The following is a 26,830-nucleotide window of genomic DNA, read 5'->3' as shown; positions in this document are numbered from 1 at the left end:
CGGCCTCTTGGGACAATTTTCCGCATTCTGCCGCGATACGTCGACAAGAGGCATGCCCGACCGCCTGCGGAGAGGGAGCCCAGTGGCACCGCCCGGAGAACGGGACAAGCATGGAAATAGGGGGTGGACAACCGGAGTCATGCCTATAGAGGGGTTCTCATGCCGATACACACGCATTCCGTCCTGTTGGATCCGCTGACCAATCGGGGTACCGCTTTCACGGCGGAGGAGCGGGAGCGCCTCGGGCTGGCAGGCCGGTTGCCGGACGCCGTGCTCACCCTTGACCAGCAGGCGATCCGCGCCTACGAGCAGCTGCAGCAGGAGCCGACCGAGCTGGCGAAGTTCATCAATCTCGAGCAGGTGCACGACCGCAACGAGGTGCTGTACTACCGGCTGCTGCAGGATCACCTCGCCGAGTTGCTGCCGATCGTCTACGACCCGACCGTGGGTGAGGCGATCAAGCGGTACAGCCACGAGTACCGGAGCCCGCGCGGGGTGTTCCTGTCCATCGACCGGCCGCAGGACGTGCGCCGCTCGTTCGAGGCACTCCAGCTCCACCGGGACGAGGTCGACCTGGTGGTGGTCACCGACGCGGAGGAGATCCTGGGGATCGGCGACTGGGGTGTGCAGGGCATCCAGATATCGGTGGGCAAGCTCGCCGTCTACACCGCTGCGGCGGGGCTGCATCCCGCCCGCTGCGTGCCGGTGGTCATGGACGTCGGCACCGACAACGAGAACCTGCTGAATGATCCCCTCTATCTGGGCGTGCGCCACAGCCGGGTGCGCGGGAAGGCGTACGACTCGTTCATCGAGAACTACCTGGAGACGGTCTCGGAGCTGTATCCGAACGCGCTGCTGCATTTCGAGGACTTCGGGCCGGGCAATGCCCGCCGCATCCTGGAGACGTACGGGAACCGCTATCGGATGTTCAACGACGACATGCAGGGCACCGGGGCGATCACCCTGGCCGCCGCGGTGTCGGCCTTGAAGATCACCGGCGAGTCCTTCCGTGACCAGCGCGTCGTGGTCTTCGGCGCCGGCACGGCCGGGGTGGGCATCGCCGACCAGCTGCGGGACGCGATGGTCCGCGACGGGCTGGAGCCCCAGGAGGCCACCCGGCGGGTGTGGCTGGTCGACAAGCAGGGGCTGCTGGTCGAGGGCATGCCGGAGCTGCGTGACTACCAGGCCCCCTACGCGCGGCCGGCCTCGGAGGTGCAGGGCTGGGCGGACGGGGACATCGACCTGCTGACCGCCGTCCGGCAGGTCCACCCCACCATGCTGATCGGCACCTCGACCTCGCCGGGCGCCTTCGACAAGGAGGTCGTCACCGCGATGGCCGAGCATGCCGAGCGGCCGATCGTCTTCCCGCTGTCCAACCCCACGGAGAAGATCGAGGCCATGCCGGCCGACCTGCTGGCCTGGACCGACGGCAAGGTCCTGACGGCGACGGGCATCCCGGTCGACCCCGTCGAACACGGCGGAGTCCGCCACGTCATCGGGCAGGCCAACAACGCTCTGCTCTACCCCGGTCTGGGCCTGGGCGCCGTCGTCGCCGGAGCCACCCGGCTCACCGCCGGGATGCTGCTCGCCGCCGCGGAGGCGGTGGCCGGGCAGGTCGACGCCAGGGCCCCGGGCGCGCCGCTGCTGCCGCCGGTGGCGAACCTGCGCGCTTCCTCGGCGACGGTGGCCGTGGCGGTCGTACGTGCGGCCGTCCAGGACGACGTCGCCACCCGCCGGCCGTCCGATCTGGTCCAGGCCGTGCAGGACGCCATGTGGCAGCCGGTCTATGGACCGCTGTCCGAGAAGGAGGCGTCGCCATGACCGCCGGGCACCAGGACGCCGCCACCGGGCAGCCGCCGAAGCTGCTGGACATCCCGATCGGCATCACCGCCACGGGCACCCGCCGCGAAACGGACTCGATGGGCGCCGTCGAGGTGCCCGCCGACCGGTACTGGGGCGCCCAGACGCAGCGGTCCCTGATCCACTTCTCCATCGGCGACGACCGCATGCCGAAGGCCGTCTACCACGCGTACGGCTACGTCAAGAAGGCCGCCGCGCTCGTCAACGGGCGCGAGGGCCGCCTGCCCGGCTGGAAGGCCGATCTGATCGCCCGAGTCGCCGACGAGGTGATCTCCGGCTCGCTGGACGACCACTTCCCCCTGTACGTGTGGCAGACCGGGTCCGGCACGCAGAGCAACATGAACGTCAACGAGGTCATCAGCAACCGGGCGATCCAGCTGGCCGGCGGCACGCTGGGGTCCAAGACGCCCGTCCACCCCAACGACCACGTCAACATGGGACAGTCCTCCAACGACACCTTCCCCACCGCGATGCACATCGCCGCCGTCCGCGAGATCCGCGAGCACCTGCTCCCGAAGGTGAGGGACCTTCAACACGCCGTGGAGGCCAAGTCCCGAGCGTGGTGGGACATCGTCAAGATCGGACGCACCCACCTGGAGGACGCCGTCCCGCTGTCCGTGGGCCAGGAGTGGTCCGGCTACGCCGCCCAGGTCTCCGACGCCGTCGACCGCATCGAGGCCACCCTGCCGGGACTGTACGAACTGGCCGTGGGAGGGACCGCGGTCGGCACCGGTCTCAACGCCCCCGAGGGCTTCGGTGCCCAGGTGACGCAGGAGATCGCACGGCTGGCCGGCTACCCGTTCACCACGGCCTCCAACTCCTTCGCCGCCCAGGGCAGCCTGGATGCCATGGTGGCGGCTTCGGCCGGACTGAGGGCGCTCGCCGTGCCGCTGATGAAGATCGCCAACGACATCCGCTGGCTCGCCTCCGGCCCCCGCTGCGGCATCAGCGAACTCGCCCTGCCCGCCAACGAGCCGGGCAGTTCCATCATGCCCGGCAAGGTCAACCCGACCCAGTGCGAAGCGATGCTCATGGTCTGCATCCAAGTCCTGGCCGAGGACAGCGCCATCGCCTTCGCCGGCACCCAGGGCAACTTCGAACTCAATGCCATGCGGCCCGTCATCATCAACAACTTCCTGCACTCCGCCCGCATTCTCGGAGACGCCGGCGAGAAGCTGCGCACCTTCTGCATCGAGGGCGTCGAGCTGCACCGCCAACAGATCGACGACTACCTCTCCCGCTCCCTGATGCTCGTCACCGCGCTCTCGCCGGAGATCGGCTACGACAAGGCCAGCCGGATCGCGCACAAGGCGGAGGACGAGGGGACCACACTGCGCGAAGCCGCCCTCGCCACCGGCTACATCACGGCACAGGACTTCGACCGGATCGTCGACCCCAGGAAAATGGTGCACCTCACGGCGAGTCCGGCGTAGACGTCACCGCGGGTGCCGTCGCCCATGCGGTTCCCCTTTCCGGTGGCCGCCCCTACCCTGACGCTCCGTCAGACAAAGCGTCAGGGTTCAGGAGGCTTCCATGTCGCTGCTCGCGGGCAAGACCGTCGTCGTCTCGGGAGTCGGCGCCGGGCTCGGGCACCAGGTCGCGGCGGCCGTCGTACGGGACGGCGGGAACGCGGTGCTGGGCGCCCGGACCGAGGCGAACCTCGCGAAGAGCGCGGCCGGGATCGATCCGGAGGGCACCCGGACCGCGTACCTGCCCACCGACATCACCGACGAGGGCCAGTGCGAGGCGCTGGCGGAGCTGGCGCGAGAGCGGTTCGGCGGGGTCGACGCGGTGGTCCATGTCGCCGCCTGGGACTCCTACTTCGGCGGGGTCGAGGACGCCGACTTCGCGACCTGGGCCTCGGTGATCGACGTGAACCTGCTGGGGACGCTGCGGATGACCCGGGCGTGCCTGCCGGGGATGAAGGCCGCGGGCGGCGGCTCGGTCGTCTTCATCGGCACCCAGTCCGCCGTCGCCGCGCCCTCGCAGGTGAGGCAGGCCGCGTACGCCGCCTCCAAGGGCGCGCTGACCAGCGCGATGTACTCGCTGGCCCGGGAGCTGGGGCCGTCCCGGATCCGGGTCAACACGGTGCTGCCGGGCTGGATGTGGGGGCCGCCGGTGCAGGCGTACGTCCAGTTCACCGCGCACACGGAAGGGGTGCCGGAGGACGAGGTGCTGGGCCGGCTGACCGGGCGGATGGCGCTGCCGGAGCTGGCGACGGACGGGGACGTGGCGGACGCGGCGGTGTTCCTGGCATCGGACCGGGCGCGGGCCATCACGGGCCAGTCGCTGCTGGTCAACGCGGGGGAGCTGATGCGCTGAGGGGTCATTCACGGACCATCGACTCGTTCATACTCGTGAACCAAGGTCAGGAAGGCGAACGATTTTACTTTCACTTGACCTTACGCCCGCTTGTCGTGTCCGCGCAACGGAACCCACGATGAGCGGGCACTTCGCGGCCTTCCCCGTCCCCACTCCGCTTATGCGAAGTGCCAGCCAGCTGAGCGGAGTTCAGTAGGCGGACCCTGGAAGGGGGGCGTATGAACGGGCTCGACTGGGCCGTGCTCATCGGCTACTTCGGTGTGATGGTCGCGATCGGCGTCTGGTCGCACAAACGCGTCGACAACGTCAGTGACTTCTTCACCGCGGGCGGCAAGATGCCCTGGTGGCTGTCCGGCATCTCGCACCACATGTCGGGCTACAGCGCGGTGATGTTCACCGGGTACGCGGGCATCGCCTACACCTACGGCGTGACGTCCTTCGTCACCTGGTCCTTCCCGATCGCGCTCGGCATCGCGATCGGCTCGAAACTCTTCGCCCCGCGCATCAACCGCCTGCGCTCCCGCCTGCACGTGGCGTCCCCCCTCGAATACCTGAAGAACCGCTACAACCTCTCCACCCAGCAGGCGCTGGCCTGGTCCGGCATGCTGCTGAAGATCGTGGACGTGGCCGCGAAGTGGGCGGCGATCGCCACCCTGCTGTCGGTGTTCACCGGGGTCTCCCTCAACCAGGGCATCTTCATCACCGGCGCGATCACGGCGGTCTACTGCACGATCGGCGGCCTGTGGGCGGACGCGCTCACCGAACTCGGCCAGTTCGTCATCCAGCTCCTGGCCGGCGTCTCGATGTTCGTGGCCGTCGTCCTGAAGCTCAACGACAAGGGCATCGGCTTCTTCGACGCCTGGGACCAGCCGGCCCTGCACGGCCACGGCAAGCCGCTCGTCGGCCCCTACGGCACGGTCTTCCTCCTCGCCTTCCTCTTCATCAAGCTCTTCGAGTACAACGGCGGCATGCTCAACCAGGCCCAGCGCTACATGGCGACGGGCAGCCCCAAGGAGGCCGAGCGCAGCGCCCGCCTGTCCGCCGCCCTCTGGCTGGTCTGGCCGGTGGTCCTGTTCTTCCCCATGTGGATGTCGCCGCTCCTGGTCCACGCCCAGAAGCCGGACGGCTCCGACTCCTACGGCCTGATGACCGAACAGCTCCTCCCGCACGGCCTGCTGGGCCTGGTCGTCGTCGGCTTCTTCTCCCACACCATGGCGATGTGCTCCTCCGACGCCAACGCGATCGCGGCCGTCTTCACCCGTGACGTGGCCCCGGTCCTGTCGCAGCGGGCGCGGGCCTGGAACGAACGCTCGGGCCTGATCGCGGCCCGCGTCACCACGGTCGTCTTCCTGGGCCTGTCCATGGCGGTGGCCACCCAGGTCAACTCCCCCACCTTCAAGGACATCATCACCGTGGTCATCAAGTGGGTGGCCGGTCTGATGGGCCCGATCGCGATCCCGATGATGCTGGGCCTGCTCCGCCCGTTCCGCCGCTCCGGCCCGACCGCGGCACTCACCAGCTGGGCGGCGGGCCTGCTGGCCTTCTGGCTGGTCAACTACCCGATCAACTGGAACGTGGACGGCGGCGTCCCGCTCCAGTACCAGGTCTCGGTCCCGCTCGCCGTCTCCCTGGTCCTCTACATCCTCATCGGCTTCCTGAAGCCGGAGGACACCCCGGAACGCCTGGCGGTCATCGAGACCGTGAACACGGACGGGGACAGCGCGGCCGCGGCGGTCCCGGTTCCCGCACAGGCGGGCAGCGGCGACGCCCTGGGGACACCGGTCAACGACTGACCGACGGCAACCGGCACACGGAGCCCCCGACTCGGCCCGCCCCCGTGGCGGGCCGAGTCATGGGTACCGGGCGACGGTTCGGCAGCGCCCCGTAAGGGGCGCGGGGCTGTATCAATATGCGGCTCCGCCGCGTGGGCGCGACCAGCCACGACGGCGCCGCAGACGGCAGACGGCAGACGGCAGACGGCGCTTCGCGGCACATCCAGCAGAGCGCTCAGGCATGTGCACGGCCCACCGCGCGCCGCCGCCTCACTCGTTGTGCAGCGCCTCCGCGACCGTGAGCCGTGCCGCGCCCCGGGCCGGTAGGTACGCGCCCAGCACCGCGATCGCGAGGCCCGACAGGGCCAGCAGGGTCAGGACCCCGGCCCGCCAGACGTCCGTCAGGGAGGAGGGCAGGACGATGTCCACGGCATTCGCCATGCGCGGCATCACCAGGTCGTAGCCCGCGATGCCCAGCGGGACGCCGAGCAGGGAGCCGATCACTCCCAGTACCCCCATCGAGGTCACCGTCATGACCGTGACCTGGCGTGGCGTCATGCCGATGGACTTGAGCATGCCGAGGTCGCGGCGGCGGTCGCGGGTGTTGAGGACGACCGTGTTGAACACGCCCAGCGCGGCGACCACGGCGAGCATGACGGTGAGGAGCGTCGCGGAGCCGATGATGGTCTCGACGCTGCTGTTGGGGCCGTTCACCACCGGATCGAGGCCGGGGTCCAGGGCACGGGCGGCCCGCGCGTAGCCGGCCGGGTCGGCGCCGTCGCGGAGCTTCACGTGGTAGGAGATGGGCTTCTCCCCCGGGGCGAGTGCCGTGAACGTCGGCCAGTCGCCGACGAGCAGCCGGCCGTCGGTCTCCATGGTCTCGCCGACGACGGTCACCCGCTCCCGGCGGTCGCCCTTCGCCACCACCAGCCGGTCGCCGACGCGCAGGCCGTGCCGGCGCAGGAACGCCGAGGAGGCCACCACCTCGCCGCTGCCGTGGTTCCACCGGCCCTCGGTGAGCACGTCGCCGAGCCGCGGCAGGTCCCCGCGACGGCCCTCGAACATCACCGGCTGCACGGATCCGGCGATGAGCGCCTCGACGTCCCCCCGCGCGGTGACCTTGCTCGCGCCCGGCAACGCACGGAGCATCGCGTCGAGTCGGCGGTCCCCGTGCTCGGGCTCCACGATCCTGCCGTGGCTGACCCGGCCCGCGTACACCGTCACGTCGTAGTCGTCACCGGTCTCCCCGAACCTGGTCATCGTCGTGGCCAGGCCGGTCGCGAACGTCACCGTGGCCACCCCCAGGACCACGGCGGCCAGGGTCAGACCGCTGCGCCCCGGCCGGGCGAACGGCAGACCCGCCCCCAGGCTCACCGACCGGGGCAGCCTGGTGCCGGCCAGCGCCCGCTGGAGCCCCAGCGCCCGCCCGGCCCGCGGGGCGGTGCCCGCGCTGATCGCCCGCGCCGCGGACAACCGGTGCGCGCGCGACGCCGGGACGAGCGCGGCGGCCACGCAGACGGCGGGCATCCCGAGCAGGGCGACCGCGTTCACCCAGGGCGCGATGCCGACGCTGCGGTGCAGCATCCCCGCGTCGGGTCCCGTGAACACGAACCGCAGGAAGGGCCGCGCGAGGACGTTCCCGACCAGGGTGCCGAGGGCGCAGCCCACGACCGCGGGCACCGAGACCATGGTGAGGTAGACGGCGACCACCTGGCCGGGGGTGAACCCCAGGGCCTTGAGGATCCCGATGTGCCGGAAGCCGGAGATCACCGCGCCGCTCACCACGTTGGCCACGATGAGCACGGCCACGACGACGCCGAGGAAGCCGAAGGCCATCAGGTACTGGGCGTAGGCCCGGGCCGTCGCGCCGATCTGCTCTTTGAGGGTGAGGTACGTCTGGGACGCGGTGAGCGCGTCCTTCGGCAGCTCCGAGGTGACCGTCGACAGTTCCGCGCGGAGCCGGCTCTGCGACGAGGCGTCCGTGAAGCGGAACAGCATCTGGGTGGCCGTCGGCCGCAGGGCCGCCATCTGGGCCGGTGCGACCCAGGCGTCCGCGGTGCGGCTCATCTCGTAGCCGTACCCGACGATGGTGAGGACGGTGCCCGAGGGCAGCCGGATCCGCTTGCCGAGCGCGTCGGCCGACCAGTCCGGCTGCCGGTTCAGGACGACCTCGCCCGGCCGGTCGGCCCACCGGCCCGCCCACAGGTCCACCCGGTCCACCGGACCCCCGGGGCCGGGACGGCCCACGATCGTGACCGCGCCCGTGAGTTCCCGGTTGGCATCCGCCGGTATGTCGACGGCGGCCTGGGCGAAGGGCCCGGCGGCGGCCTCGGCCCCGGACCGGCGGGCCGCCTGCCGCAACTGCGCGTCCGACACCTTCGCCGGGTCGAACGCGGCGACGACATGCGGCCCGTGCTCCTTGGCGAAGGCCCTGTCGAACGGCGCGGACGCCGAGTCGACCAGACCCAGCGCGACCACGATCGCCCCGGTCGAGGTCAGCGTCACCAGCCAGATGACGAGGGTCTGCAGCCGACGCCGCCGTACGGCCGCGCGTGCGGCCGGCCACACCGCCCTCATGCGGACGGCTCCAGGGTGTGTTCGCCGGCCACCCTGCCGTCGGCGAGCAGGACCAGCCGGCTCGCGCAGCGCCGCGCGAGGTGCTCGTCGTGTGTCACCAGGATCAGTGTCTGACCGATCTGGTTGAGGTCGAGCAGCAGGTCCATCACCTGCTCGCCGGCCCGGCTGTCCAGGGCGCCGGTCGGCTCGTCGGCCAGCAGCAGGGCCGGGCGGTTCATCAACGCCCGTGCCACGGCGACGCGTTGCCGTTCCCCGCCGCTCAGTACGGCGGGATAGGCGTTGCGGCGGTCGGCGATGCCCAGTTCCTCGAAGAGTTCGAGGGCGCGGCGGCGGGCCTGCCGGGCCGGGGAGCCGGTCAGCTGGGCGGCCAGGGCCACGTTGTCCAGGGCGGTCAGGTCGTCGACGAGATTGAAGAACTGGAAGATCATGCCGATGCGCCGCCGCCGGTACAGGGCAAGCCCCTTCTCACTGAGCTTCCCCACGTCCTCGCCGTGCACGACGACCGTCCCGTCCGTCGGCCGGTCGAGGCCGGAGATCATATTGAGCAGCGTGGACTTGCCGCACCCGGAGGGCCCCATCACGGCGACCGCCTCGCCCGCCCGGATCCGCAGCGACACCCCGTCCAGGGCCGTCGTCCCGCCGTACTCCTTGCGCACACCGTCGAGTCGTACGACGGTCTCGCCTCCGCTGTCGTCAGTGACCATGCACCGGACGCTAAGGCGGAAGGGGACACGGCGGCATCCACCCCCGGGTTGCACCTGGCCGGCGTCTCATCCTGGAGGTGCAGGGTCCGGGTCCCACGGGCCGATGCGGTCGCGGCGGTGGTCTGCGAGAGTGAACCCCGTGTCGGAGCAGGGGACTTACGCGCTGGTGGCGGCGCTGGGGGTGGCGGGCGCGGCCGTCGGCTGGCTGACCGTGGCACTGCTGCGGACCCGGCGCAGGTGGCAGGCGGTCGTGGGCGAGCGCGGCTGGCTGCTGGAGCGGGAGCGGGAGAGCGCCGCGCGTGCCGCGGTGGCGGCCGAACGCGACCGTATCGCACGGGAGTTGCACGACATCGTGAGTCACAACGTGAGCCTCATGGTGGTCCAGGCGGGCGCCGCCCGGGAGGTGCTCGGCACGATGCCCGACGAGGCCGCGACGGCGCTGCGGGCCGTGGAGGACGCGGGACGCGGGGCGATGACCGATCTACGGCACCTGCTGGGGCTGCTGGCGCCGTCCCAGACCGGCGAGGACGCGGACTACGAGAACCTGGTCGGCCTCACGGGAAGCGACGGCACCGGCACCGGCACCGGCACCGGAGCGACCGGACCGGCACCGCAGCCCGGCCTCGACCGGCTCGGCCCGCTGGTGGACCGGATCTCGTTCGCCGGGCTGCCCGTGGAGGTACGGATCTCCGGCGAGCCGCGCCCGCTGCCCCAGGGCATCGACGTGACCGCCTACCGCATCGTCCAGGAGGCGCTGACCAACGCGCTCCGGCACGGCGACGACGGCGGCACGGCCCAGGTGACCGTGCGCTACGCGGACCACGCGCTGCGCGTGGAGGTGCTGAACACCGGCCCGAGCGCGCTGACCGGCGCGGCGCCCGCGGAACCGGTGCGGACCGGGCCGCGGCGCGGCCCCGGCACGGGCCGCGGACTGCTGGGCCTGCGGGAGCGGGTGGCGGTGTACGGCGGAGACCTGGACGCCCGGCGCCGCCTCGGCGGCGGCTACCGGGTCCGGGCCCGCATCCCCCTGGACCGCCCGTGACGGCGGCCGACGGCTCCGGACAGCCGCCCCGGGTCCTGATCGCCGACGACCAGACCCTGATCCGCACCGGTTTCCGGCTGATCCTCACCGCGCGCGGCATCGAGGTCGTGGGCGAGGCGGCCGACGGCGCGGAGGCGGTGGCGGCGGCACACAGGCTCAGGCCGGACGTCGTCCTCATGGACATCCGGATGCCGAACCTGGACGGCCTGGAGGCCACCCGCCTCATCCTGGACCGGCTCCCGGAGTGCCGGATCCTGATCCTGACCACCTTCGACCTGGACCGCTACGTGTACACGGCGCTCTCGGCCGGGGCGAGCGGTTTCCTCCTCAAGGACGTCACACCGGAACACCTGGCGGCGGCCGTACGGCTGGTCGGCACCGGCGACGCCCTGCTCGCCCCGTCGATCACCAGACGCCTGGTGGAACGCTTCGCCGCCGAGCCGGACCGTGCCCCCGCCGTGCACGCCGACCTGACCGCGCTGACGCCCCGCGAGCTGGAGGTCCTGACCCTGCTGGGCCGCGGCCTGTCCAACACCCGGCTGGCCGCCGAACTGACCCTGAGCGAGGCCACGGTGAAGTCCCACGTGGCCCGGATCTTCGCCAAGCTGGGGCTGCGGGACCGCGCCCAGGCCGTGGTGGTCGCCTACGAGACCGGTCTGGTGAGGGTCGGCGACTGCGGTGCTCGGCGAGACGGCCCGGCCTAACGCGGATAGCGCGCGAGCCACCCCGGTGACGCACCCACCGGACTGTGCAGGGCCGGCCCCTGGGTCATCTCCATCGCGAAGTCGTCGGCGAGTTCGAGGATGGTCTGGCGGCCCTCCAGTTCGGCCACCCAGGCCGGCGGAAGGGCCGTCTCGCCGTGCAGGGCGCCGAGGAGGCCGCCGGTGAGGGCACCGGCGACGGCGGAGGGCCCGGCCTGGTTGACGGCAAGGCACAGCCCGTGCCGTACGTCCTCCCCCACCAGCGCGCAGTACACGGCGGCGGCCAGCATCCCGTCCGCCGCTCCGTCACCCGTCAGCTCCTCGACCCGGGCCGGGGAGGGCATCCCCTGCCGCACCGCCCCGAGCGCGTGCTGCAACGCGTCCGACACGGGCCGGTGCCCCGGCCGGGCGGCGAGCACCGCGAGGGCCTGCTGGACCGACCCGTCGAGGGACTGGCCTCGCGCCAGTCCGTGCACGATCACCGCGTACGCGCCCGCCGACAGGCAGGCGGTCGGATGCCCGTGCGTCTGCGCCGCGCACTCCACGGCGAGCTGGACGACGAGCTGCGGCTCCCACCCGACGAGCAGCCCGAAGGGAGCGGACCTGGCGACGGCCTCCGGTCCCATGTCATCGGGATTCTTCGGCGACTCCAGCGTCCCCATCTTCTCGTCACCGAGCCCGAGCAGCAGCGCGCGGGTGGGCTCCCGCCGGGCATACAGCCACTCCTCCCTCGCCAGCCACCCATCCTCCGGCCGACGCTCGTCCGGCCCCCAGTCTCTCTGGGTGGCGGCCCACCGCAGATAGGCCCGGTGCAGGTCGGTAGGCGGATGCCAGGCCCCGGTGTCCCTCCTCACCTGGGCTCTTATCAACCCGTCCACGGTGAAAAGGGTGAGCTGCGTGTGATGCGTGACGCTCCCGCGCCGCCCGTACCCGAACCCGAGATCGACGAGCCCCTCGGCCCCGTAGGCCGCCCGGATCTCCTCCAGCGTCAGCCCGTCGACGGGCCCGCCCAGCGCGTCCCCCACGGCAGTACCCAGCAGCGTCCCCCGCACCCTGCTCCGGAAGTCCTGCTGCTCGACCCGGCCCCAGACGGCACCCAACGTCGGACTCACCACCATGACCTCCTCACGGGCACCGTCCGTACATACAAGCGGTCAGCACTGTAATCGACCGGGAACGGTCCGTTCAGGGGACAGTTAGGTATGCGAAGTGTGGGTTGTGTGGCCCCGAGTGGCCGGTTTCAGGCCGGACGCCCCGGCGTGTACGGCCGTACACCGGCGCGCCCGGCCGGGGACCCACGCCCGGCCAATACGGTGAAACCCCCATAATACGTACGTAATGCTGTGTTTACCCGGCGAGCATGTCCCTTGAGTCGTTGACAACAACGTGGAAGGGACGTCCATGGCCGACAGCAAGACCGATAAAGCCAGGAAAGCCGCCGGGTCGATCGGACTCGTGACCCCGGTGAGCGGGCCGGCAGCCCCCCAGGCACCCCGGGCCGATGAGGAGTGGCAGCTGCCGCACGGCAGCGCCCGGGTGTACTACGGCGAGGGTCAGAAAGGCGTGGTCCGGCCGGTCGTCCTGGCGGACGGGTTCAACCTCGGGCCGACCGACTTCGACTGGCTCTGGGACGGGCTGGAGAGCGGCCGGTTCCCGTTCATCAGCGAGCTGCGGCGCCGCGGGCGCACGCTGGTCCTCGTCGGGTTCGAGGAGCGCAGCGAGTCGATCCTCCGCAACGCCGAGACGATGACCGCCGCCATCATGCAGACCATCGCCGAGCAGCTGGACGACACCCGGCTGCTCGTCGGCGGGTTCAGCATGGGCGGCATCGTCGCCCGTTACGCGCTGGCGAAGATGGAAACGCAGCGCATGGACCACCGGACCGGCGTCTACGTGTCGTTCGACAGCCCGCACCGGGGAGCCTGGGTGCCGATCGGGCTCCAGGCCTTCGCGCACTACCTCGCCCAGGTCGACGACACCTACCTGCGGCAGATCAGCAGCCCGGCCTCGCAGCAGATGCTCTGGCGGTACCTGGACGGCGTGGACGGCACCCCGCAGGAGAGCCCGCTGCGCACGGAGTTCAAGGAGCAGCTCCAGCGGGTTGGCGGGTGGCCCCAGATCCCGATGCTGCTCGGGGTGTCCAGCGGCCGCGGCGACGGCGTGGGCAACGGCGTCCGGGCCGGCGAGAAGACGCTGAGCTGTGCCGGGCCGCTCTTCGACGGCACGTACTTCCTCGCCCAGCCGCAGGGCGACCCGGCGGAGGTGGCCGTGCTGAACGGCGTCCTCGGCGGTCCGCACACGATCACCACCGGCGGCTTCCCCGAACTGGACGGGGCACCGGGCGGGACGCTCGAATCGTTCGGCCTCCTCGGCGACACCCTCGCCGCCTTCGGCGAGCGCGTCGACATGCCCCACCGGTCCGTGTGCTTCGTGCCGTCCGTCAGCGCGGTCGCCATCCGTGACCTGGGCGAGCAGAAGGACCTGTACGTCAACATCGACAAGCTCCCGCCGGAGGAGTCCGAGCTCAGCGACTACCTGCTCTCCTCGGACAACGACCCGCACGCCCTCATGACTCCCGAGATCGGCGAGTGGGTCCTCGACCGGCTGCCCGACTGAGCCTCAGGCCGCTCTCCCCGACCGCGCCCGGCAGTCACGGCAGCGGCCGGGGAGAGCCGCCCGGAACCCGCGTTCGCAGCCGTCGCAGTTCTGCATGGGGGCGGGGCGGAGGGCGGGCGGTGAAGGCGGTGCGGGGGCCCGGAGGGGGAGGGCCGGAGGCAGCAGGGCGCCGAGGCGGTGGGCGAGGAAGGCCGCCGGGTGCTTGATCGGGTCCTGCGGCAGGCCGCTCGTCAGGGTCCGCTCCACGACGGTGGCGGGCACGCCCCGCTCCAGCCACGCGGAGACCTCCGGCACCAGCCGCCGAACGTCACGTTCGGACAGCAGCAGACGGGAGTCATAGGTCCGCAGGCGGGTGAGGAGGTCGGCGGCCGGGGTCCCGGGGGCGGAGGCCTTCGGTGCCGGAGCCGGAGCCTGCGGCTCGGCAGCGGGAACCGAGGCGGTCCTGCTCGGCTTGTTGTACGAGGTCGTCCGGGTCCTCACTTGCCCCGATTGAAGACGCTCCCTGGCACGCGTGAGGTATCCGTGTTCCTCCAGCTCCCGCAACGCGGCGGCGATCCGGATCTCCCCCTCGGGGAACTTCGCCGCCAGCGTCTTGATGCCGATCGGCGCCCCGTCGGGCAGCGACTGGATGTGGACCGCGAGACCGATCGCCATCAGCGACAACTCGGGGTGCTGGAGGAGGTGATTGCCGACCACGGTGAAGTTCTCGGTGTGAGGTTCATTCACGTGGATGACACCCGAGTAGGAATGCCGGGTCTTGGCGGACTTGGGCGCGCTAGGGTTCTTCTCAGTCATCGGAAGCTGCTGCTCTCGCCTCAGTCATCGGGAAGCAGCTGCTTCCCGATGATCAGGCCCTCGCAGTGGGATGGCAGTCCCGGCGGGGGCCGAAGTATGTACGGACCTGTTGCGGCAGACGCTGCCGCACAACTGCCCCTCCGTGCCAGCTGAGTTCGGCATATTCACTCCGGCGGGTGATCGACGGGGACGGTAGGGGCGGGTTGGGTTCTTTCCCCGGTTCTTTGTTCTTTGACGTCGGGAACGCCCGGGTCATGGGTCCTCGCGACCCGGTGCCAGCTCCGCCCATACGACCTTGCAGCCGGCCGGTGCCAGCTCCGCCCATACGACCTTGCAGCCGGCCGGTGCCAGGTCCACGCCCCAACGCTCCGCGTACGCCCCCACGATCAGCAGGCCGCGCCCCGATTCCGCGTCGGCGGTCGCCGGATCGTGGACGCGCGGGATCCGGTCGCCCCGGGCGTCGGTCACCTCGATACGGAGAGCTCCGCCCGGGCACAGCCGCAGCCCCAGCCGGAAGTCCCGCCCCGCAACGCGTCCGTGCAGCACCGCGTTCGACGCCAGTTCGGCCACCATCTGCGTCGCCGCCTCCCCGAACGGCACACCCCAGTCGTCCAGTTGGCGTTCCGTGAGCAGTCTCGCGAGTCGCGCACCTCTTCGAGTCGCGGACAGCTGAACCGCGAAGAGGCCCGTCGGGGCGGTGACTTGCGGGAGGGATTTCTGGTTCATGTCACCCAGCGTGGTCGCGTCTTCCTACCCTGAACAGCAACGACCCCGGCACAGAGCGTGACTGTCCGGGTGCCGGGCGGGGTCGTACGGGTCGTACGCCGGAAGGGGCGGGCGTGGAGGACGAGGAAGCCGAGGCCGTACTCAGGGCGGTCGGGCGGCAGATCAAGGTGTGGCGGGAGGCCGCCGGGCTGCGACAGGGCGAACTCGGCGCCGCCATCGGCTACAGCGAGGAGATGGTGTCGGCCGTGGAACGGGGGCGGCGCATTCCCAAGCCCGACTTCCTGGAGAAGGCCGATGAGGTGCTGGGGTCGGGCGGGAAGCTCGCGTTCATGAAGGAGGACGTGGAGCGGGCGCGGTATCCGAAGAAGGTTCGGGATCTGGCGAAGCTGGAGGATGAGGCGGTCGAGCTCGGCGCGTACGCCAACCACAACATGCACGGCCTGCTACAGACACAGGAGTACGCGAGGGCGCTGTTCGCCATGCGCCGACCCGCATACCCGGAGGATGAGCTCGAACGTCAGGTCGCCGCACGCCTGGCACGCCGCCGCGTCTTCGAGCGGGTTCCCCCACCGCTGCTCACGTTCGTCCAGGAAGAGGTGACACTGCGTCGGCCGATCGGAGGCAGAATGGTGCTACGCCGACAACTCGAACACCTTCTGGAACTGGGCAAGTTGAGGAACGTGGAGATCCAGGTGATGCCCACGGACCGCGAGGACCACGCCGGCATGGCCGGGCCGATCCGGCTGCTCAAGCTCCAGGACGGCAAGACCATCGGGCACTCGGAGGCCCAACTGCATAGCCGTGTGATCAGTGATCCTCGGGAAGTCCAGATCATGGATATGCGCTATGGAATGATCCGGGCGCAGGCTCTCCCGCCACGGGAGTCACTGGCCTTCATCGAAAAAGTGCTGGGAGAATAGGCATGACCCCCAACGCGCTGGACTGGTTCAAGAGCAGCTACAGCAGCAACGACGGCCCCGACTGCGTCGAGGTCGCCATATCCCCCGCCGCCACCACCGTCCACGTCCGCGACTCCAAGGACAAGGACAGGGCCGGGCTCGCCTTCGCGGACGCCTCATGGGCCGAGTTCGTGCGGGACCTCGTCCGTCTGTGAACGGCGAGCCGGAAGTGAGTGCTCTGGCGATCAATGTCACGATCCCGCAGGCGCTCCGATGGACGGACACCCGACGCGATGAAGAGTTCACGCTGACCACACTCAACATCCGGCTTCTCCCGGACGGTCACCTCGCCGTGAAGGCCTACGGCCGGCCCGTCGCCGGCGGTCGGGGCGCATACGTCTCCTTCCCGGTCCCCGACAGACCCGAACTCGCCGCCCTGATAACCGACGCGGCCGGCCGTGCCGGGGAGTTGTGGGCCGCCCATCATGGCCTCGGCTGAACCCGGGACTCAGGTCTCCGCCAGCTCCCGGCGGATCCAGTCGGTGCCGGGATCCGCCGCGACGGCTCGGCGCAGGTCCGCGTGCATGCCCGGCAGGTCGCCCAGCCGACGCCGTACCCGGGCCCGCATCGCCAGGGCCCAGGCGTAGCCGGGGTTCAGCGCAAGGGCGCGGTCCAGGTCGGCGAGGGCCTCCTCGTTCCGGCCCAGGTTGGACAGGGACACGCCTCGGCTCGCGTACGCCGACGCGTAGCCGGGGTCGAGTTCGAGGGCGCGGTCGTAGTCGGCCAGGGCCTCCTGGTCGCGGCCGGTGACGCGCAGGGCGTCGCCGCGTTCGCAGCGGCCCCAGGCCCAGTCGGGCTGCAGGGCGAGGGCACGGTCCAGGTCGGCGAGGCGGCGGGTCTGGTCGCCGAGGCCGCGCCAGACGCGGGCGCGGCGGGCGAGGGCCCAGGCGTAGTCGGGCTTGAGTTCCAGGGCGTGGTCGAAGTCGGCCAGGGCCGCGTCGAGGTCGCCGTGGCGTTCGTGGGCGGCGCCGCGGGAGGCCAGGGCGAACTCGCTGGTGGGGTTGCGTCTGATCCCCTCGCTGAGGTCGGCCACCGCTTCGTCGTGGTGGCGTGCGAGCCGGTGGTGCTCGCCGCGCAGGATGACGTTCCACGGGTTGTCCGGCTCCAGTTCGAGCACCCGGTCGAGGTCGGCCAGCGCACCTTCGTAGTCGCCGGTCCCGCCGCGGGTGACGGCCCTGCCGCGGTGGGCCCGCACCAGGGCCGGGTCCAGGGCGAGGGCACGGTCGTACTCCTCCAGGGCCCGCTCGGGCGCGCCGTCCCGGGCGAGCGCGTCGGCCCGCAGCGCCCAGGCCGTCGCCCGCCACGGCTCGTCGCCCCGGGCGCGGCCGAGCAGCAGCCGGAGCAGCCCGGCGAGCCCGCCGCCGGCGAGCGCCTCGGAGAGGTCGCCGCCCCAGGTCCGTACGGCCTCGGCGTCCGCGTCCTCGCCCGCCTCGGCCAGGAGCCGCGCCCAGGGACGTACGACGTCTTCTCCGTAGGCGCAGACCGTGACGACGTCGGCGAGGACCGCCGGGAGCGCGGCGCGGGGTCTCGCGCACAGCAGGTGGTACGACTCGCCGAGCCGCAGCTCCCGCCACCCCTCGTCCGCCCACAACTCGTCCGGGCGCAGGCCGGCTTCGGTCTCCGTGCGCCGTCTGCCGTACGCCTCGGCGAGCCGGGTGTGCCGCTCGGCCCAGCCCTGGGGTGAGCGCAGTCGCTGGAGCCGGAGCATCGGCGCCCGTACGACATCGTGGTACTGCAACCGCCCCCCTCGCTCGCTGACGAACGGCATGCCTCTCAGCCATGCGAAGAGCGCGCCCGAAAGGTTCTCGGGACCGGCCACGACCGACCGGAACACGTCCTCGTCGAGCCGTCGGGGCAGCGCGCCCGCCAGCGCGGCCGCTCTGCGCACGGGGTCCCGCTCCCACTTCAGGAACCGGTCGACCGCCGTGGCACTCGGATCCCCCACTTCCCCGGGGCCGACGGGCCCGGACTCGGCCAGGGTGGAGACGAGCACCGGAAGGCCGCCCGTCAGCCGCAGCACCTCGGCGACCACCGGTTCGTCCCGCACCCCCTTGTCCGCGAGCAGCCCCCGGGCCTCCGCCTCCGTGAACGGGCCGAGCGGCAGGTCCGTCCTGAAGTCCGCGAAGCTGCCCCAGCGGGCCGTGTCGAACGGGTGCTGGCCGGAGGTGACCACGACGACGTTGGCGGGGAGGGCGCCATGGCGGTCGGTGGTCATCACGTCGTGCAGCCAGGGGTCGAGGAACGGGCCGGTGCGCTCGTAGGTGTCGAGGAGGAGGACGATCCAGGGGACGGCGTCGGCCGCGCCCGCCAGTTCCGTCAGCAGCACGGGGGTGAGTACCCGCTCGGGGGACAGCACCAGTTGGGCGTCCTCCTGGCTGCGGAAGCGGGCCCGGAGCCGGTCGGCGCCTTCGGCGAGCCGGTCGGTGTCCAGGGCGACGGCGAAGGCGCCGGCCACCGGAACCATCCCCAGTCCCACCTGGGCCGCCCGCGCCACGGCCAGACTGCCCGCCGACGGCCCCTCCCGGTCCTCGGGTCCGCCCATCGCCAGGGCGGCCTCCGCCTCGTGCCGCCGCTCCCGGTGCGCGGCCAGCAACCGCTCCAGTTCCTTGAACCTCCGCCCCTGTGCCGCAAACTGACGGATCATCACGGTCATCGCCTCGGGGACGCCGGCCACGCCCTCGTCGACATACGCGGTCAGCGCCCCGGCCTCCCGGGCGATCTGCTCCAACTCCCGTACCAGCCGGGTCTTCCCGACGCCCGCGTCACCGTGCACATGGAAGAGGAAGCGATGCCGCTCGTCCTCGGGCGGCAGCTCCAGGTTCCGCCGGAACGCGGCCCGCTCCTCGACCCGCCCGACGAACCCGGCCCTCCGGCGCCGCCCGATCAGCTCCTGCATCGACGGCCGTGTCGACCCCATCAGCTGCACCCCCGTAGCCACTCCGCCCGCAGTCTGGCAGAGGCCCCGGCATCAGGACACGGGCGCCTGTCGAGCCCGGGGCACACCTGACATGCTGCCCCCATGTCGACATCGCCCCCGCACGCGTCCGTAGAGGCTCCCGCTCCCTCCGTCAACGGCCTGCGCCTGCGGGCGCGTCGGGTGAGCCGGGACGTCCGTGGGGGCGGGCGGATACTGAATGACATATCCGTCGATGTCGCTCCGGGGCGGCTCACGGTGATCGCCGGGAGCAGCGGTGCGGGCAAGACCGTGCTGTTGCAGACGCTGGCGGGGCTGAGCGCACCGACCGAGGGCGCGGTGCTGCACGACGGGGCGCGACCGGGGCCGCCGGGGCCGGACTTCGGGTTCGTTCCGCAGGAGGACATCATCCACCGCGAGCTGCCGCTGCGCCGCACCCTGGTGTACGCGGCGGGGCTGCGGATGGCTCCGGGTACGCCGGCCGGGACCGTGCTGGAGACCGTCGACCGGGTGCTGGACACGCTCGGTCTGGCGGAGCGGGCGGAGACTCCGGTGCGCGCGCTGAGCGGCGGCGAGCGCAAACGGGCCAGTATCGCGGTCGAGTTGCTCACCCGGCCCAGGATGCTCTTCCTCGACGAGCCGACGTCAGGGCTCGACCCGGTCACCGGCGCGGCCCTGCTGCGCACCCTGCGGACGCTGGCCGAGGACGGCACCACCGTCGTCCTGACCACACATGTCCTCGCCGACCTGCTCCGCGCCGACCAGGTCGTGTTCCTCTCCGCCGGTGGCGAGGTCGCGTACGCGGGCGAACCGGACGCCCTGTTCGAGGCCTTCGGGGTCGGCAGCGTGGAGGAGGTGTACGAGGCGGTGGCGGGCGGTGTGCGCGTCGAACGGGCCGCACCCGAGGACGCGGACTTCCCTGACGCCACGTCACCGTCGCCGCGGCCGCCCCGTGTCGGGGTCTTCGGGCAGTGGGCGCTGCTGACCCGGCGCGGTACCGCGCTGATGCTGCACAACCGGCTCTCGGTCGCCGTCCTGGCGGGCTCGCCGGTGATGATCGTCGCGATGTTCGCGGTGCTGTTCCGGGCCGGTGCGTTCGATCCGGCGGCACCGGATCCGGGCTCCTCGGCGATGATCATGTTCTGGATCGCGTTCGGCGCGTTCTTCTTCGGGCTGACCTACGGCCTGCTCCAGATCTGCACCGAGCTGCCGGTGCTGCGCCGGGAGTGGCTCGCGGGGCTGCGGATCGGTCCGTACGTCGCCTCGAAGCTGACCACCATGCTGCCGGTGCTCGCGGTCGCGGACGCGTTGCTGCTGGTCGTGCTGCGGGCTCTGGACCGGCTGCCCGCGGCGGGCTGGGACACGTACGGGTCGCTGTTCGCGTCGAGTGTGCTGGCCTCGGCCGCCGCTCTCGCGCTGGGGCTGCTCGCCTCGGCGGCGGTGTCGGAGCCGGGGCAGGCCACGCTGATGCTGCCGTTGCTCTGCTTCCCCCAGGTGCTGTTCTCGGGCGCCTTCGTGCCGGTGCACCGGATGACGGTGGCCGGGAAGGCGATCAGCTGGGCGATGACCAACCGCTGGGCGTTCGAGGCGCTGGGCAGCGGGGTGGGGCTGGAGTCGCTGTGGCGGGCGGGCCGCTCGCCGCTCGGTCCGCCGCTGCTGGCGTCGTACGGGGATTCGTTCGGGCATCCGGCGAGCCGCGGGTGGCTGGTCCTGGCGGGCTTCGCGCTGGTGTTCCTGGCCTGGACGTGGGTGATCCTGGTGCGCAAGTGCCGGGACGGGGCGGCGCGGAGCCGGGCGGGGCGGTGATCCGTCGCGGGGTGCGCGGCAGGGTGAGCGGCAGGGTGACAGGGGCTCAGCAGCTCTCGCGTGCGGCCAGGCCGGTCACCGTCGGCACCCGGTCCCGGTAGGTCTGCGTCACGAACGTCAGGAACGTCTCGATGTCCCCGGGCTGGGACGACACGCCCAGGGAGACCCGGACGGCGCCCGCCGACGGCAGCTCCAGCAGCTCCAAGTACTCGTCCAGTGAGGCGACTTGTGTGCCGGCCGCCGAGCGCAGCCGGGTCAGTGGCAGGTCGAACGCCTCTTCTCCGGCGCCCGGATTGCAGAAGCAGCCCGTGCGCAGGGATATGCCGTGGGCGGCGCTGTCGCGCGTGACGACGCGTTCGTCGACGATCCGGCCGTCCGCCCCGAGCACGTTCAGCGCGACCGTACCGCCGCGGGCCACGTCGCCGCGGTCCGTGTCGGCGCGGTCCGTGTCGGCGCGCTCGGTGCCGTACACCCGGACCAGCGGGGAGCCGTCGCTGTGCCGCAATGCCCTCACCCCGCTGAGCAGTTGGGCGGTGAGGGCGGTGACGTGGGCGTGTATGCGGTCCATGCCGATGCCGTCGATCCAGGCGAGTCCGGCGGTCACGTCCGGCAGGGACAGGAAGTTGACCGTGCCGTCCTCGAAGGCGGCCTCGTCGGCGGCGAGGACGTGCCACTGGGCCTGGGCGCTGACGGCGTAGATGGTGCCACCCGAGAACCAGGGGCGGCGCAGCTTGGCGAGGGCCGCGCGGCGGGCGATCAGACTGCCGATACCGGTGGGGTGTCCGAAGACCTTGTACCAGCTGACGGCGGTGAAGTCCGGATGGTGGCGGCTCAGGTCCAGGACGTTGGTCGGGGCGAAGGCCGCCGCGTCGAGCAGGACGTCGTAGCCGTGTGACCGGGCGGTGGCGATCCAGTCCAGTGAGTGCTGGACGCCGGTGAAGTTGCTCTGCGCCGGGTAGGCGAGCAGGCCGCCGGCGCCCCGGCGCGGTCCGGGCGGGGACAGGGCGGCGAGCAGGCGCCGCTCGTCGATGTGCAGGCCCGGTACGTACACGGTCGCGGCTCCCCGCGCCCGCGCGTACTCCCGCAGGCCGTTGACCGAGTTGTGGTTGTCGAGCGACATGACGAGCCTGCTGTCGCGGGTGAAGGGGTACGCCTCACCGACCAGGCGCAGGGCGCCGGTGGCGTTGGGGGTGAAGATCACGGCGTACTCGTCGGGGTCCGCGTTGAAGTGGCGGAGCACCGCCTGCCGGGCCTCGGCCAGCAGGAGTCCGGAGGCGCGGGAGGCCGGGCTCTCGGAGTGCGGGTTGCCGAACAGTCCGCCGGTGATCCGCCGGGCGCTGCCCGTCACGAGGGAGCGCGGGGGAAGTCCGGCGCCGGTGTGGTCGAGGTAGGTGTGTCCGCCCTCGTCGAGGTAGCCGAACTCGCGCGTCCGCAACTCCGCGAAGCCGTCGGGACCTTCCGCTCCCCCGGCGCTTGTACATCGGGCGGCGTCTGCCGTGTCCATGAGAACTCCTTCGCATGAAACTTCGACAAAGGTAACCGCGTGCGAGCGGTTCGCCGCTGCGCCACGACGTCGGGCCGCCCGCCAACTGCCGAACAGGGGGGTGTAGTTGGCCGGGTGCAGGAAAGACGGTGGCATAGCCACCTCCCACGCACCTCGTGCTCTTCCGCTCGCCGCTGCCGTGCTCACCGGGCCCGCCCTGATCGTCGTCCGGCTCAGCCCCTCGGACCAGGAGGGCTGATCGTGGAACCGCAGCCAGCCGACATCGGGGTGGTGGCCGCGTTCCCGTGAAACGCCGGCTCGACGCAGTACGGCCGATCGCGCACCGAGGTCAGGCACGGGCGCCGCATACCCTTCACCCGGTTGGCCACTCAGTGTGCGCGGCACATTACACAGAGCCATTCTTGTTGAGGGCTTACTGCCGCCGTGCGGCACAAGCCGTCCTCACGCTCACGACGCGAGCGCCTTCACCGACTGCCGCGCGAGCTGTTCATACGTCGCGCGCATGTGCCGAGCACTGACCGCTCAAAGGCACTCGCACCTGTCCTGGTGCGCACACCAGGACAGTCCATTCCATTCGCGACCCCGAAGGGAAATCCCCATGCGCTTCCGCATTCTCGGCATAGCAGGCACAACGACTCTTGCTGCCGGCCTGGTGGCCCTGGCCGGACCTCAGGCCGACGCCCAGCCCGACCCCGCCCCCTCGGCGCCACGGCTGGTCGACACCCGCACACCCTCGCTGCCGCTGCACCGTGCCGCACGTCCCGACGGATCGTCCGCTGTCGCGAAACGGGTGACGGTCAACGTTCCGAACTGCACTGCAAGTGCCCTGATCGCGGCGATCAACACAGTCAACCCAACCGGCGGTACGGTCAACCTCTTTCCGGGCTGCACCTACACCCTCACCGGCGCGGACAACGACAGCAACGGACTGCCGGTCATCACCAGCACGGTGACGGTCACCGGCTTCGATGACACCATCACCCGGTCGTCGGCGGCGCTCTTCCGTATCTTCGAGGTCGACGCCCCGGGGAACCTCACCCTCAACTCCCTCACCCTGAGCAACGGCCATGCATCCGGTGCCGGTGTCGGTGGCGCCGTCCTGGTCAACGGTGCCGGCTCCGCGCTCACGCTCAACGCCGCGAAGGTCATCAACAACACCGCCGACTTCAGGGGCGGCGGCATCTTCTCCAGCAACGGCACCCTCAAGGTCAAGAACAGCTGCCTCAGCAACAACACGGCGCCTCGGGGCGGCGGCCTGGAGGCCGACCGCGGCAGCCTCGTGTTCAACGGCGGCACGGTCACCGGCAACACCGCGACCAGCACCTTCGGCGGCGGCGTCGCCTCCATCTTGAATACGACGACCTTCAACGCCACGCGCATCACGAACAACACCGGCGTCGTCGGCGGGGGCATTGCCGTTGCCGCGAACACGACCCTCAACAAGAGCCCGGTCACCGGCAACACCGCAACCGGCGCCGCCGCCGCCGGCAACCTCGCCGGCGCCGGCATCTACAACGAAGCCAGTCCTCTGGCCCTGAAACTCAGTCCGGTCAGCGACAACCACGCGACCGGAGCGGGCACCCGTGGCGGCGGTATCTACAACCGGTTCTCGGGCGCGGTGGCGACGCTGCTGAACTCCCGTGTGAGCGCCAACTCCGCCACCGACAACGCCGGCGGCATCTACAACACCGGCGGGACGGTGAACCTCGTTTCGTCGAGCCAGGTCGTCAACAACACTCCCAACAACTGCGTGACCAGCTCGCCGGCGATTCCCGGCTGCCCCAACTGACCGCCGACGAGTTGAACAGAAGGGTGTGAACGGCGGGGAGCGGGAAGGACGGTGGCATGTCCACCTCCCACGGGCCCCGTGCCCTCTCACTCGCCGCTGCCGTTCTCACCGGCAGCGTCGCCCTCTACATCGCCCTCGTCGCCTTCGGGAACATCACCGACTTCGGTACCAACCAGGCGTTCGTCCAGCATGTCCTGGCCATGGACACGACGTTCAAGGACGACGACCTGATGTGGCGGGCCATCACGGACAAGGGACTTGAGAACGCCGCCTACGTCGCCATCATCGTGTGGGAGACGCTGGCCGCGCTGGTGCTGATCGCCGGGACCTGGCTCTGGGTCCGCCGTGACAACGTCCGCGCGCGGCGCGTCTCCACCTACGGTCTGCTGATGCTCGTGCTGCTCTTCGGCGCCGGGTTCATCGGGATCGGCGGTGAGTGGTTCTCCATGTGGCAGTCCAAGACCTGGAACGGGCTGGACGCCGCGACCCGGGTGCTGGTCCTGACCGGCCTCGCCCTGATCGTCGTCCAGTTGAGCCCCTCGGACCAGGAGGGCTGATCAGGAGGGGTCAGGAGGGATAGGGGGCCGCCTCGCGGCCCGCGCGGAGGGTGGCCGTCCACCAGGACAGCTGGTCGAGGAGGGTCTTGGCGTACCCGGCGACCTGGGAGTCCAGGGGGCGGCCGTCCTGCCACGCGGTGAAGTAGTTCGGGAAGGCCAGGCCGTCCCGGACCGTCACCGCGTGCAGTTCGGTGAGCACGTTCTCCAGGTGGAGCACGGCATGGCGGCCGCCGGCCGCGCCGCCGTAGCTGACGAACGCGACCGGCTTCGCCGTCCACTGGGTGAAGTGCCAGTCGATGGCCGCCTTCAGCGATGCCGGGTAGCTGTGGTTGTACTCGGGGGTGACGATGACGAACGCGTCCGCCGCCGACAGAGCCTCCGTCAGTCCCCGCATTCCGGCCGGGCGGAGGTAGGCGTCACCCGCGTACTTCGGTGACTCCGCCGGCAACGTCAACGGGACGTCGTACGTTGCCAGATCCACGACGTCCACGTCGAAGGCGCCGTGTGCGCCCGCCTGTTCGGCCACCCACTGGGCCACCACCGGGCCGAAGCGGCCCTCCCGGACGCTTCCCACCAGAATCACGAGCCTGTGCTTGTCGTTGTCCATGCCTCCACGATCGGGGCGCCCTCCAGGCCCAGCCAGACCGTGCTCAGGCTGGCCCCCGCAGGGCCATGCTGAGAGAACTCCGGTCCGCCTATCCTCGACCGCATGGGGACACCACTGGGGGACTTCGTCCGGGCGAAGCGGGACAGCATCCAGCCGGCGGTGCTCGGGCTGCCGGAGCGCGGCCGCCGGCGGTCACCGGGACTGCGGCGGCTCGACCTGGCCGACCGGGCCGGTATCAGCGTCGAGTACCTGACCCGCATCGAGCAGGGCCGGGACCGCAATCCGTCGGTGGCCGTCGTCAACGCCCTCGCCGACGCCCTCAGCCTCGATCCCGCCGAACGCGCCCACCTCCGCTACCTCGCGAAGATCACCGGCGGTGAGTGCGTCGCCCACCCGCAACCGGCGCCGCCGCGGCGCGAGGTGCGGCCGTCCGTCCTGGAGACCCTCCGCCTGCTCGAACCGGGCCTCGCCCTCGTCACCAACCGGCTCGGCGACATCCTCGCCCGTACGGGGTCGTACGAGGCGGTGATGGGCGGGACCGGGCTCCTGGACGCCGAGGTCCCCAACCTCACCCGGTACGTGTTCACCGATCCGCGCGCCCGGGCCCTCTTCGCCGACTGGGACACCGTCGCCGACGAGCAGGCCTTCGACCTCTGGCTCGGGCCCTCCGTGGAGAACAGCGAATGGTTCACGGCGGAGCTGGCGCCGGTCGCCGGGGCCGACTTCACCCGCCGGATGAACCGGCACGTGGTTCCGGCCCGCGGGGTGCTGCGGCTGCGGCACCCTTCGGGCACCGAACTGCGCCTGCGGCGCGAGACGCTCGACATCACCGAGGACGCCCAGCAGCTGGTCGTCCTGCTGCCCGCCGACGAGGAGACGGCCGCGGCCGTCGAGCGGCTCCGCAGGCCACCGCGACTCCGCGCCATCTCCTGACGGCTACTTGACCACCGTCACCTTGGTGTTCGGTTCCGTGCCGAACGTCCACAGGGCCGCGCCGTCCGCCTTGGGCATCCGGATGCCGCTGGTCTGCTTGCCGGCGGCGGGTGCCGGGGAGGAGCCGTCGACCGCGTTGGAGAAGGCGATCGACAGCCCCGACTTCGCGGCGAAGTAGAGGATGTGCTCGATCGGGACGCCGTCCGAGCCGGTCGTGGCGGACCTCGTCCTGGAGATGGTGTAGGTGCCGGGGTCGGGACTGACCGTCCCCGGCCACACCGTGAACGTGCGGGTCGCCTTGTCGCTCGCGTCGACCGTCCACACCCGCTTGGCGCCCAGCGAGTAGACGATCCGGCGGCCGGTGCCGGAGGCCGCCGGTACCGCGGGGGCCTTCGTGGGCTTCGGGGACACGGAGGGGTGGGCGCCCGCCGACGCGCTCGCCGACGGGCGGACCGCCGCGGCCGTGGGGTGCGGCCCCTTGTCGGCCTGGAGGGCGAGGAAGACGACGGCGACCGTCGCCCCGGCCGTCAGGCCGGAGACCCAGACCCAGGAGGGCAGCAGTCGGGCAGCCACGGGTACGCATCTCCTCCGTTATGAGGCCCCCCGCTCATTCGCACAGGGGTCGGATCATCGTACTGTGCGCTGC

23 protein-coding genes are annotated in these 26,830 nt (G+C 71.3%); 14 read left to right on the top strand and 9 right to left on the bottom strand.

The features are described from left to right. Positions 1-123: 123 nt before the first annotated feature. From SSP29_RS19710 to SSP29_RS19695, 4 genes are all read left to right on the top strand, one after another. A complete protein-coding gene (locus tag SSP29_RS19710; protein ID WP_305793841.1) occupies positions 124-1,821 on the top strand; it encodes an NAD-dependent malic enzyme in 1,698 nt (565 codons plus the stop codon). Then, positions 1,818-3,293, top strand: a complete 1,476-nt coding sequence (gene fumC, locus SSP29_RS19705) for a class II fumarate hydratase (protein WP_089102007.1) — start codon at positions 1,818-1,820, stop codon at positions 3,291-3,293. Before SSP29_RS19710 ends, fumC begins: the two co-directional genes overlap by 4 nt. Positions 3,294-3,393: 100 nt before the next feature. Further along, positions 3,394-4,182: an SDR family oxidoreductase gene (locus SSP29_RS19700; RefSeq protein ID WP_089102006.1), complete on the top strand. Its 789-nt coding sequence runs from the start codon at positions 3,394-3,396 to the stop codon at positions 4,180-4,182. 218 nt (positions 4,183-4,400) lie between these two features. Further along, positions 4,401-5,975 (top strand): sodium:solute symporter family protein, encoded by a 1,575-nt coding sequence (locus tag SSP29_RS19695; protein ID WP_089102005.1) that lies wholly within the window; start codon positions 4,401-4,403, stop codon positions 5,973-5,975. 249 nt (positions 5,976-6,224) lie between these two features. Here SSP29_RS19695 and SSP29_RS19690 read toward each other — a convergent pair whose 3' ends face one another. Then, positions 6,225-8,531 carry an ABC transporter permease gene (locus tag SSP29_RS19690; RefSeq protein ID WP_089102004.1) on the bottom strand — a complete coding sequence of 769 codons (2,307 nt, stop codon included), beginning with the start codon at positions 8,529-8,531 and terminating at the stop codon, positions 6,225-6,227. Next, positions 8,528-9,235 carry an ABC transporter ATP-binding protein gene (locus tag SSP29_RS19685; protein ID WP_089102003.1) on the bottom strand — a complete coding sequence of 236 codons (708 nt, stop codon included), beginning with the start codon at positions 9,233-9,235 and terminating at the stop codon, positions 8,528-8,530. The genes SSP29_RS19690 and SSP29_RS19685 overlap by 4 nt, the downstream gene beginning before the upstream one ends. Before the next feature lie 139 nt (positions 9,236-9,374). Between SSP29_RS19685 and SSP29_RS19680 the strand changes: the two genes are divergently transcribed. Continuing rightward, positions 9,375-10,277 (top strand): sensor histidine kinase, encoded by a 903-nt coding sequence (locus SSP29_RS19680; RefSeq protein ID WP_245883146.1) that lies wholly within the window; start codon positions 9,375-9,377, stop codon positions 10,275-10,277. Continuing rightward, positions 10,274-10,981, top strand: a complete 708-nt coding sequence (locus SSP29_RS19675) for a response regulator (protein WP_089102001.1) — start codon at positions 10,274-10,276, stop codon at positions 10,979-10,981. Before SSP29_RS19680 ends, SSP29_RS19675 begins: the two co-directional genes overlap by 4 nt. On the opposite strand, the gene SSP29_RS19670 is transcribed toward SSP29_RS19675, so the two are convergent. After that, positions 10,978-12,090, bottom strand: a complete 1,113-nt coding sequence (locus SSP29_RS19670) for an ADP-ribosylglycohydrolase family protein (protein ID WP_089102406.1) — start codon at positions 12,088-12,090, stop codon at positions 10,978-10,980. The genes SSP29_RS19675 and SSP29_RS19670 overlap by 4 nt on opposite strands. Positions 12,091-12,379: 289 nt before the next feature. Between SSP29_RS19670 and SSP29_RS19665 the strand changes: the two genes are divergently transcribed. After that, entirely contained in the window at positions 12,380-13,594 is a 1,215-nt protein-coding gene (locus SSP29_RS19665) for an esterase/lipase family protein (protein WP_089102000.1), read from the top strand. 3 nt (positions 13,595-13,597) lie between these two features. Here the strand turns inward: SSP29_RS19665 and SSP29_RS19660 are convergent, their stop codons facing one another. Together SSP29_RS19660 and SSP29_RS19655 are read right to left on the bottom strand one after the other, a co-directional pair. Next, complete coding sequence (locus SSP29_RS19660; RefSeq protein WP_150134506.1) at positions 13,598-14,320, bottom strand: helix-turn-helix domain-containing protein; 723 nt, start codon at positions 14,318-14,320, stop codon at positions 13,598-13,600. Between the two features lie 321 nt (positions 14,321-14,641). Further along, positions 14,642-15,115 (bottom strand): ATP-binding protein, encoded by a 474-nt coding sequence (locus tag SSP29_RS19655; RefSeq protein WP_089101998.1) that lies wholly within the window; start codon positions 15,113-15,115, stop codon positions 14,642-14,644. 113 nt (positions 15,116-15,228) lie between these two features. Between SSP29_RS19655 and SSP29_RS19650 the strand changes: the two genes are divergently transcribed. Genes SSP29_RS19650 through SSP29_RS19640 form a run of 3 tightly spaced genes read left to right on the top strand, consistent with a single transcriptional unit; the run spans position 15,229 to position 16,513 of the window. Further along, positions 15,229-16,035 carry a helix-turn-helix domain-containing protein gene (locus tag SSP29_RS19650; RefSeq protein WP_089101997.1) on the top strand — a complete coding sequence of 269 codons (807 nt, stop codon included), beginning with the start codon at positions 15,229-15,231 and terminating at the stop codon, positions 16,033-16,035. A 2-nt stretch (positions 16,036-16,037) separates the two neighbouring features. Further along, on the top strand, positions 16,038-16,229 hold the full coding sequence (locus SSP29_RS19645) for a DUF397 domain-containing protein (RefSeq protein ID WP_089101996.1): 192 nt from the start codon (positions 16,038-16,040) through the stop codon (positions 16,227-16,229). After that, on the top strand, positions 16,193-16,513 hold the full coding sequence (locus SSP29_RS19640; protein WP_438363800.1) for a hypothetical protein: 321 nt from the start codon (positions 16,193-16,195) through the stop codon (positions 16,511-16,513). The genes SSP29_RS19645 and SSP29_RS19640 overlap by 37 nt, the downstream gene beginning before the upstream one ends. 9 nt (positions 16,514-16,522) lie before the next feature. On the opposite strand, the gene SSP29_RS19635 is transcribed toward SSP29_RS19640, so the two are convergent. After that, positions 16,523-18,991, bottom strand: coding sequence for a tetratricopeptide repeat protein (locus tag SSP29_RS19635; RefSeq protein ID WP_089102405.1), 2,469 nt, complete (start codon positions 18,989-18,991; stop codon positions 16,523-16,525). A 102-nt stretch (positions 18,992-19,093) separates the two neighbouring features. Here SSP29_RS19635 and SSP29_RS19630 point away from each other — a divergent pair, with 102 nt between their 5' ends. Then, positions 19,094-20,794 carry an ABC transporter ATP-binding protein/permease gene (locus SSP29_RS19630; protein ID WP_089101994.1) on the top strand — a complete coding sequence of 567 codons (1,701 nt, stop codon included), beginning with the start codon at positions 19,094-19,096 and terminating at the stop codon, positions 20,792-20,794. A gap of 46 nt (positions 20,795-20,840) precedes the next feature. On the opposite strand, the gene SSP29_RS19625 is transcribed toward SSP29_RS19630, so the two are convergent. Next, positions 20,841-22,298: an aminotransferase class V-fold PLP-dependent enzyme gene (locus SSP29_RS19625; RefSeq protein WP_089101993.1), complete on the bottom strand. Its 1,458-nt coding sequence runs from the start codon at positions 22,296-22,298 to the stop codon at positions 20,841-20,843. Positions 22,299-22,896: 598 nt separating this feature from the next. On the opposite strand from SSP29_RS19625, the gene SSP29_RS19620 reads away from it, so the two are divergent. Together SSP29_RS19620 and SSP29_RS19615 are read left to right on the top strand one after the other, a co-directional pair. Beyond that, entirely contained in the window at positions 22,897-24,087 is a 1,191-nt protein-coding gene (locus SSP29_RS19620) for a hypothetical protein (protein WP_145968921.1), read from the top strand. Positions 24,088-24,143: 56 nt separating this feature from the next. Further along, entirely contained in the window at positions 24,144-24,644 is a 501-nt protein-coding gene (locus SSP29_RS19615; protein WP_089101991.1) for a DUF2165 domain-containing protein, read from the top strand. A gap of 10 nt (positions 24,645-24,654) precedes the next feature. Here SSP29_RS19615 and SSP29_RS19610 read toward each other — a convergent pair whose 3' ends face one another. Further along, the gene (locus SSP29_RS19610; RefSeq protein WP_089101990.1) at positions 24,655-25,251 is read right to left on the bottom strand and encodes an NADPH-dependent FMN reductase; all 597 of its coding nucleotides are present in this window, start codon (positions 25,249-25,251) and stop codon (positions 24,655-24,657) included. Positions 25,252-25,353: 102 nt separating this feature from the next. On the opposite strand from SSP29_RS19610, the gene SSP29_RS19605 reads away from it, so the two are divergent. Continuing rightward, positions 25,354-26,184: a helix-turn-helix domain-containing protein gene (locus SSP29_RS19605; protein ID WP_089101989.1), complete on the top strand. Its 831-nt coding sequence runs from the start codon at positions 25,354-25,356 to the stop codon at positions 26,182-26,184. A 3-nt stretch (positions 26,185-26,187) separates the two neighbouring features. Here SSP29_RS19605 and SSP29_RS19600 read toward each other — a convergent pair whose 3' ends face one another. Beyond that, positions 26,188-26,757 carry a hypothetical protein gene (locus SSP29_RS19600; RefSeq protein ID WP_150134502.1) on the bottom strand — a complete coding sequence of 190 codons (570 nt, stop codon included), beginning with the start codon at positions 26,755-26,757 and terminating at the stop codon, positions 26,188-26,190. Between the last annotated feature and the right edge of the window lie 73 nt (positions 26,758-26,830).

The organism is Streptomyces hyaluromycini, assembly GCF_002217755.1.
GTDB lineage: Bacteria > Actinomycetota > Actinomycetes > Streptomycetales > Streptomycetaceae > Streptomyces > Streptomyces hyaluromycini.
The sequence above is the reverse complement of the archived record's forward strand: the minus strand, read 5'-3'. Positions and strand labels throughout refer to the sequence as shown.

What these genes read in the sequence shown, in the direction of transcription:
- SSP29_RS19625 (WP_089101993.1), bottom strand. Translation starts at nt 22,298, where the DNA reads ATGGACACGGCAGACGCCGCCCGATGTACAAGCGCCGGGGGAGCGGAA.
- SSP29_RS19630 (WP_089101994.1), top strand. Translation starts at nt 19,094, where the DNA reads ATGTCGACATCGCCCCCGCACGCGTCCGTAGAGGCTCCCGCTCCCTCC.
- fumC (WP_089102007.1), top strand. Translation starts at nt 1,818, where the DNA reads ATGACCGCCGGGCACCAGGACGCCGCCACCGGGCAGCCGCCGAAGCTG.
- SSP29_RS19615 (WP_089101991.1), top strand. Translation starts at nt 24,144, where the DNA reads ATGTCCACCTCCCACGGGCCCCGTGCCCTCTCACTCGCCGCTGCCGTT.
- SSP29_RS19610 (WP_089101990.1), bottom strand. Translation starts at nt 25,251, where the DNA reads ATGGACAACGACAAGCACAGGCTCGTGATTCTGGTGGGAAGCGTCCGG.
- SSP29_RS19695 (WP_089102005.1), top strand. Translation starts at nt 4,401, where the DNA reads ATGAACGGGCTCGACTGGGCCGTGCTCATCGGCTACTTCGGTGTGATG.
- SSP29_RS19635 (WP_089102405.1), bottom strand. Translation starts at nt 18,991, where the DNA reads ATGGGGTCGACACGGCCGTCGATGCAGGAGCTGATCGGGCGGCGCCGG.
- SSP29_RS19645 (WP_089101996.1), top strand. Translation starts at nt 16,038, where the DNA reads ATGACCCCCAACGCGCTGGACTGGTTCAAGAGCAGCTACAGCAGCAAC.
- SSP29_RS19700 (WP_089102006.1), top strand. Translation starts at nt 3,394, where the DNA reads ATGTCGCTGCTCGCGGGCAAGACCGTCGTCGTCTCGGGAGTCGGCGCC.
- SSP29_RS19685 (WP_089102003.1), bottom strand. Translation starts at nt 9,235, where the DNA reads ATGGTCACTGACGACAGCGGAGGCGAGACCGTCGTACGACTCGACGGT.
- SSP29_RS19665 (WP_089102000.1), top strand. Translation starts at nt 12,380, where the DNA reads ATGGCCGACAGCAAGACCGATAAAGCCAGGAAAGCCGCCGGGTCGATC.
- SSP29_RS19640 (WP_438363800.1), top strand. Translation starts at nt 16,193, where the DNA reads ATGGGCCGAGTTCGTGCGGGACCTCGTCCGTCTGTGAACGGCGAGCCG.
- SSP29_RS19620 (WP_145968921.1), top strand. Translation starts at nt 22,897, where the DNA reads ATGCGCTTCCGCATTCTCGGCATAGCAGGCACAACGACTCTTGCTGCC.
- SSP29_RS19605 (WP_089101989.1), top strand. Translation starts at nt 25,354, where the DNA reads ATGGGGACACCACTGGGGGACTTCGTCCGGGCGAAGCGGGACAGCATC.
- SSP29_RS19655 (WP_089101998.1), bottom strand. Translation starts at nt 15,115, where the DNA reads ATGAACCAGAAATCCCTCCCGCAAGTCACCGCCCCGACGGGCCTCTTC.
- SSP29_RS19690 (WP_089102004.1), bottom strand. Translation starts at nt 8,531, where the DNA reads ATGAGGGCGGTGTGGCCGGCCGCACGCGCGGCCGTACGGCGGCGTCGG.